The organism is Rhodohalobacter sp., assembly GCF_041686455.1.
Taxonomy (GTDB): Bacteria; Bacteroidota; Rhodothermia; order Balneolales; family Balneolaceae; genus Rhodohalobacter.
Genome location: NZ_JAWLDW010000107.1, coordinates 1 through 5,030, shown reverse-complemented (window position 1 = coordinate 5,030; position 5,030 = coordinate 1). Strand labels below are relative to the sequence as shown.

Genomic DNA, 5,030 nt, shown 5'->3' with positions numbered 1-5,030 from the left:
TGCATAAACGAATCCCAGTCAATCTCATCATTCTGATCAACCGGTTCAATAACTGAATCATCTTCAGTTTTCTTTTCAGACTCCGCCTCATTTTGCTTATCCCAGTCCTGTTCGGACTCTTGCAACGTTTCTTCCAAAACAGGATCCGCTTCCTCCAGAACCGGATTCATCTCAATCTCTTCCTTAATACGCTGCTCCAGACCAATCGTGGGCAGCTGCAGTAATTTCACAAACTGAATCTGTTGAGGAGACAGTTTTTGCTGCTGACTCTGCTTCTGCGATATATTTTGACCTGTTTTTAACACTTACTTACTCCTTACTTCCATGCAGACGTCAATAAACTCTGAGTACCACTTTTCACCGTACCTGCGAATCAAAGCCGTTTTTAAAAAGTCTGAAAGGTAAATTCCTCTATCTTCGCCATTTCTGCAACCGGCCGAACACAAATCCGGAATGTATTCGTAGTTGGCGTAATCCATACCTGCAATATGCTTTAAGCGAACCGGATAGAGATGGCAGCTGATGGGCTTTTCCCAATTAAACTCACCCTTATAATATGCATTCTGAATAGCGCAAGTGGCAACACCATTGTCCGTTTTCTCTACAAAAATGCATTCACCTGAATCTATGCAGTTTATCTCATATCCATTTTCAGCATCTCCAAGCACCACACCTTCTCGCTCGGCTTTTTCTACTGCAACTGAATCCAATTTATCCTTTAGTTTTCTAAACGCTTTTCGAAGTACCGGAATTTCATCTTTGCTTACGGGTGCCCCGGCATCTCCAACAACACAGCACGCCCCTTTACACTTGCTGATGTCGCACGCAAACTTTGCTGTAGCGATATCTTCACTTAATATGACGTCCTGAACACGAATCATGAATAAATCACTTATTTAATGAGAACAGATAATATTCGATTTGTTAACGAGCCTCAAAATACTTCCCCGCCTTCTGCACAATAGCACCTTTCAGTTCAAGGGTAAGCATTTTGGGAAGAAGCTTAAATGTTGGCTGATTCAATTTCTCACTTATTTGATCGATATGCAGAGATTTCTGATCAAGAAGTTCACAAAGCTGGTTTTCTTCTTCAGAAAGTTCGAGAGTTTTCCATGTTGAAGGGGGTTTTTCAGAAACAGTATCTGAATTCGCCTCAATTGAAATTTCTTCCAAGATATCGTCGATAGACCTGACCAGCTTCCCCTGCCCGTTCTGAATCAGATAGTTACAGCCTTCACCCTTCATGTAACCCAGCTGATGTGGCACAACAAAAACTTCACGGTTCTGATCCAGTGCATACCGTGCCGTGATCATACTCCCGCCTTTTACGCCACTTTCCACTACCAACACACCGTGACTCATTCCACTCACAATCCGGTTACGTCCGGGAAAATTACCTGCATCAGGTTGAGCTCCCGGTGGAAACTCTGTCATGATCAACCCGCCTGTTTCTATAATTCTTTTTGCCAGTGGCTTATTTCTTGCAGGATAAATTACATCAATTCCCGAGCCCAGTACGGCAATCGTTTTTCCGCCATTTTCTACTGCCGTTTGATGAGCTTTAGCGTCTATACCGTAAGCCAGACCACTGTTTATACAGATTCCTTTTTGAACCAGCTTTTTAGACCACTCTTCCGCTTGTGAAAGTCCATAGCTACCCGGATTTCGGGTTCCAACTACAGCCACACCGGGTTTCTCCAATGCATTCAAATCCCCTTTATACCAAAGAATCAAAGGCGGATCGTAAATATGCTTCAGAAGTTGCGGATAGTGTGAATCGTCATAGGCCAGAAGATTAGCACCGATACGTTCTGTACGGTCAAGAATTTTATCTACAGAATCCCAATCCTCAAAATTGGATAGGTTCTTCGAGATCTGTTTGCCAATGCCATCCGCTTTTAAATAATCGCGAATATCCAAATCAAAGAGCTGATCTGCACTCTCAACGTTCGACAGCTGAAGCAGTCTTCTTGCTCTTCCCGGTCCCATTTCGGGAACCATGCTCAATGCAATTAATGCTCTATGATGTTTCTTCCGGTTCAATTTCTTTCAGCTTTTGCCAGATCAGCTCTTTTAACTCTTCAATGTTATGGCCTGTGGCAGCGGAGATTTCAATGATTTCTGCTTCATCTTCCAGTTCAATTGGCTCTTCCAGCTCAAACCCTTCAACCAAATCCATTTTGGTGATAGCCAGAATTCTGGGTTTGTCCAGCAAATCAGGACGGAACTCTTCCAGCTCATGAAGAAGCGCACTGTATTCCTGTTTAATGTCGGTATCGCAACCAACCATAAACAGAAGTACATTATTCCGCTCGATATGACGCAAAAATTGAAGCCCCAGCCCTTTTCCTTCGTGGGCATCTTCAATAATTCCGGGTATATCCGCCATCACAAAACTTCTATAATCTGAAAATGATACAACTCCCAGATTTGGCTCAAGTGTAGTAAAAGGATAGGCACCAATTTTGGGTTTAGCTTCAGAAAGTGCCGAAAGGAGCGTACTTTTTCCTGCGTTCGGAAACCCGACCAGGCCTACATCCGCAATAAGCTTTAATTCCAGCTCTACGGCTCGTTCTTCGCCGGACTCTCCCGTTTGCGCGTGCTGAGGAGTCTGGTTCGTTGCACTTTTAAAATGCCAGTTACCCAATCCGCCTTTTCCGCCCTTCGCAATCACAATTTTTTCTTCTTGCTCAGTAATTTCACCAAGGCGTTCACGGGAATCGGCATCGTACACAACTGTACCTAACGGAACTTCAAGAATTTCGTCTTCACCGCCTTTTCCGGTTTTCCGGGATGTATGCCCCCGCTCACCGTGATCGGCCTTTACATACTTTCTGTACCGGAGATCGAGGAGCGTATTCAGCTGGCTGTTTCCTTTCAGAACCACATCTCCGCCGCTTCCGCCGTCACCTCCATCAGGGCCTCCCTTAGGAACGTATTTTTCCCGCCGGAAGTGAGACATCCCCTCACCTCCGTTACCCGCTGTTACATATATTTTTGCATAATCTGCAAATCTCATAATCTTTTCTCTTCTTCAAACTAAAAACTCTGCAATGGTTAAGAGCAGAGTTTCAGCATTCATTTAATTTTCTGTTTCTCTCGTCTTTTTCCGGGAAATCTATCTTACCTGTTATTCAAAATTTTCAATAATCTTGAGAGTTTTGACTTCAATTTAGTGCGTGGCACGATAAAATCAAGAAAGCCGTGTTCAACCAGGTATTCTGACGTTTGGAATCCTTCAGGTAGATCACGCCCAATAGTTTGGCGAATCACCCGGGGGCCCGCAAAACCGATCAATGCACCCGGTTCGGCAATATTAAAATCCCCCAGCATGGCATAGCTTGCCGTTACTCCGCCCGTGGTAGGGTTGGTCATCAATGAGATATAGGGGACGCCCTCCTTATCTAACTGAGCAAGCTTGGAGGAGGTCTTGGCCATCTGCATCAGACTCAAAACACTCTCCATCATACGAGCTCCACCTGACTGCGAAATAATCAATAGCGGGAATTCTTTCTCCCGAGCATGATCAATCGCACGGCTGAGTCTTTCACCAACCACAGATCCCATGCTTCCTCCAATAAAGGAAAAGTCCATGCAGGCAATTACGATGTCCTGCTTTTTCAGTTTACCGACCCCAACTCTGCAGGCATCAGACAAACCGGACTTCTTTTGAGTCTGTTTGATACGGTCCGAATACTTCTTCCGATCCTCAAACTTGAGCGGGTCTGTAGGCATGATCTCATCGGCAATCTCTTCAAACTCTCCATCATCAAAAAGAATAGAGAAATACTCTTTACTTCCAATCCGAAAGTGATACCCGCTAATCGGGTCTACCCAGAGATTCTCCTCGAGCTCCCGGCGGTGAATGGTATCTCCCGTTTTAGGAACTTTAATCCAGACGCCTTCCGGCATATCCTTCTTTTTGTCGGTCTGAATGTTTGAATCTTTTCTTTTAAACCAAGACATAGCACAAAATTTATTTTAAGTAATTTTGAAAAATAATGAATTCACACCGAAGCAAAAATCTTTATCCTTCCATCGGTGAATTATTTATTTGGGACATTGAAAGATATTCCGGCTCAAAGAGTTCAACTTCTTCCTTTTTATAAAAGTCTTTCAATCCCTCATAATTCCATGAGTGTATCAAATTTACGGCTGAAATACCTTCAAGCCCTATCCAGCGGACCTTTTCTCTCTCCTTGAATTCCAGCCGGTCCCATCCGGTTCCAATCACAATATCCCCTTCTGAGATTTTTGGAGTTATTTGTTCCAGTTCAATAACACCCGGTTCAGAAATATCCAAGTACTCACCAGTTTTCTTTACTTGCTGGTAATACAGATGATTTCTGCGGGCATCAATAACAGAATGCACCGTACAGTGAGTGTTTAGCTGAAGCTGTGTGCCCGCAAATGAAATCAGTGTCGGATAGGTATAGAGGGGAACATTTTTCCCAAAAAGAAGACCTTTGATAACTGAGGCCCCAATTCGTAAACCTGTATAGGAACCCGGCCCATTACTAAAGAGCAACGCATCCAGATCATCCACCTCTAATCCTGCCCGATGCAAAAGCTCATCTATAAATAGCACGGTATATTCGGAATGAACACCCCGGCCTTCAATTCTCTTCTCCTTCACACGGCCGTCTCCGGTTTGAAGTGCTACCGAGCAAACTGCTGTTGAAGATTCTATTGCTAATAATTTTTCCATTTACGCCAAAGATAACGGTTATCTGTCAGTTTCTATAAACCACACTTCGTTACTCAGTTCCACCCACCGTTCATAAATCCTTCGCAATTGAGAATAGTCATCCGAAGAAAATTGCTTTCGTTCAATATTCACTCCAAATGAATACGTTAGCTGACCATCACTGATATCATACTCCTCACTTAGTTCAGCTCCGGGTAGTTCTGTAATCTGACGACCCTGCAAGTTTTCTGTCTCAGCTCCTTCAGGTAAACTTATACTGTAGTTTACAAAAAGATGCTCAGGAGCATCCAGCGTAATGGGAACACGCCGATTCGTCGATTCA

General features: G+C 43.8%; 6 protein-coding genes and 1 pseudogene. All 7 read right to left on the bottom strand.

Annotated elements, in window-relative coordinates; all coding sequences use genetic code 11:
- Positions 1-305: pseudogene (locus ACESM0_RS11055) on the bottom strand (RNA polymerase sigma-54 factor); the annotation flags it as partial.
- Positions 306-881, bottom strand: a complete 576-nt coding sequence (locus ACESM0_RS11050) for a DUF3109 family protein (protein ID WP_372906271.1) — start codon at positions 879-881, stop codon at positions 306-308. It abuts the pseudogene before it with no gap.
- Positions 882-924: 43 nt separating this feature from the next.
- On the bottom strand, positions 925-2,043 hold the full coding sequence (gene dprA, locus ACESM0_RS11045) for a DNA-processing protein DprA (RefSeq protein ID WP_372906270.1): 1,119 nt from the start codon (positions 2,041-2,043) through the stop codon (positions 925-927).
- Positions 2,021-3,019 carry a GTPase ObgE gene (gene obgE / locus ACESM0_RS11040; RefSeq protein WP_372906269.1) on the bottom strand — a complete coding sequence of 333 codons (999 nt, stop codon included), beginning with the start codon at positions 3,017-3,019 and terminating at the stop codon, positions 2,021-2,023. The genes dprA and obgE overlap by 23 nt, the downstream gene beginning before the upstream one ends.
- A gap of 104 nt (positions 3,020-3,123) precedes the next feature.
- A complete protein-coding gene (accD, locus tag ACESM0_RS11035; RefSeq protein WP_372906268.1) occupies positions 3,124-3,966 on the bottom strand; it encodes an acetyl-CoA carboxylase, carboxyltransferase subunit beta in 843 nt (280 codons plus the stop codon).
- 61 nt (positions 3,967-4,027) lie between these two features.
- Positions 4,028-4,708, bottom strand: a complete 681-nt coding sequence (gene tsaB, locus ACESM0_RS11030; RefSeq protein WP_372906267.1) for a tRNA (adenosine(37)-N6)-threonylcarbamoyltransferase complex dimerization subunit type 1 TsaB — start codon at positions 4,706-4,708, stop codon at positions 4,028-4,030.
- Positions 4,709-4,726: 18 nt separating this feature from the next.
- A partial coding sequence (locus ACESM0_RS11025; protein WP_372906266.1) for a hypothetical protein occupies positions 4,727-5,030 on the bottom strand: 304 nt, incomplete at its 5' end.

Coding starts and splice junctions, on each gene's coding strand:
- ACESM0_RS11050 (WP_372906271.1), bottom strand. CDS start 881: ATGATTCGTGTTCAGGACGTCATATTAAGTGAAGATATCGCTACAGCA.
- obgE (WP_372906269.1), bottom strand. CDS start 3,019: ATGAGATTTGCAGATTATGCAAAAATATATGTAACAGCGGGTAACGGA.
- accD (WP_372906268.1), bottom strand. CDS start 3,966: ATGTCTTGGTTTAAAAGAAAAGATTCAAACATTCAGACCGACAAAAAG.
- tsaB (WP_372906267.1), bottom strand. CDS start 4,708: ATGGAAAAATTATTAGCAATAGAATCTTCAACAGCAGTTTGCTCGGTA.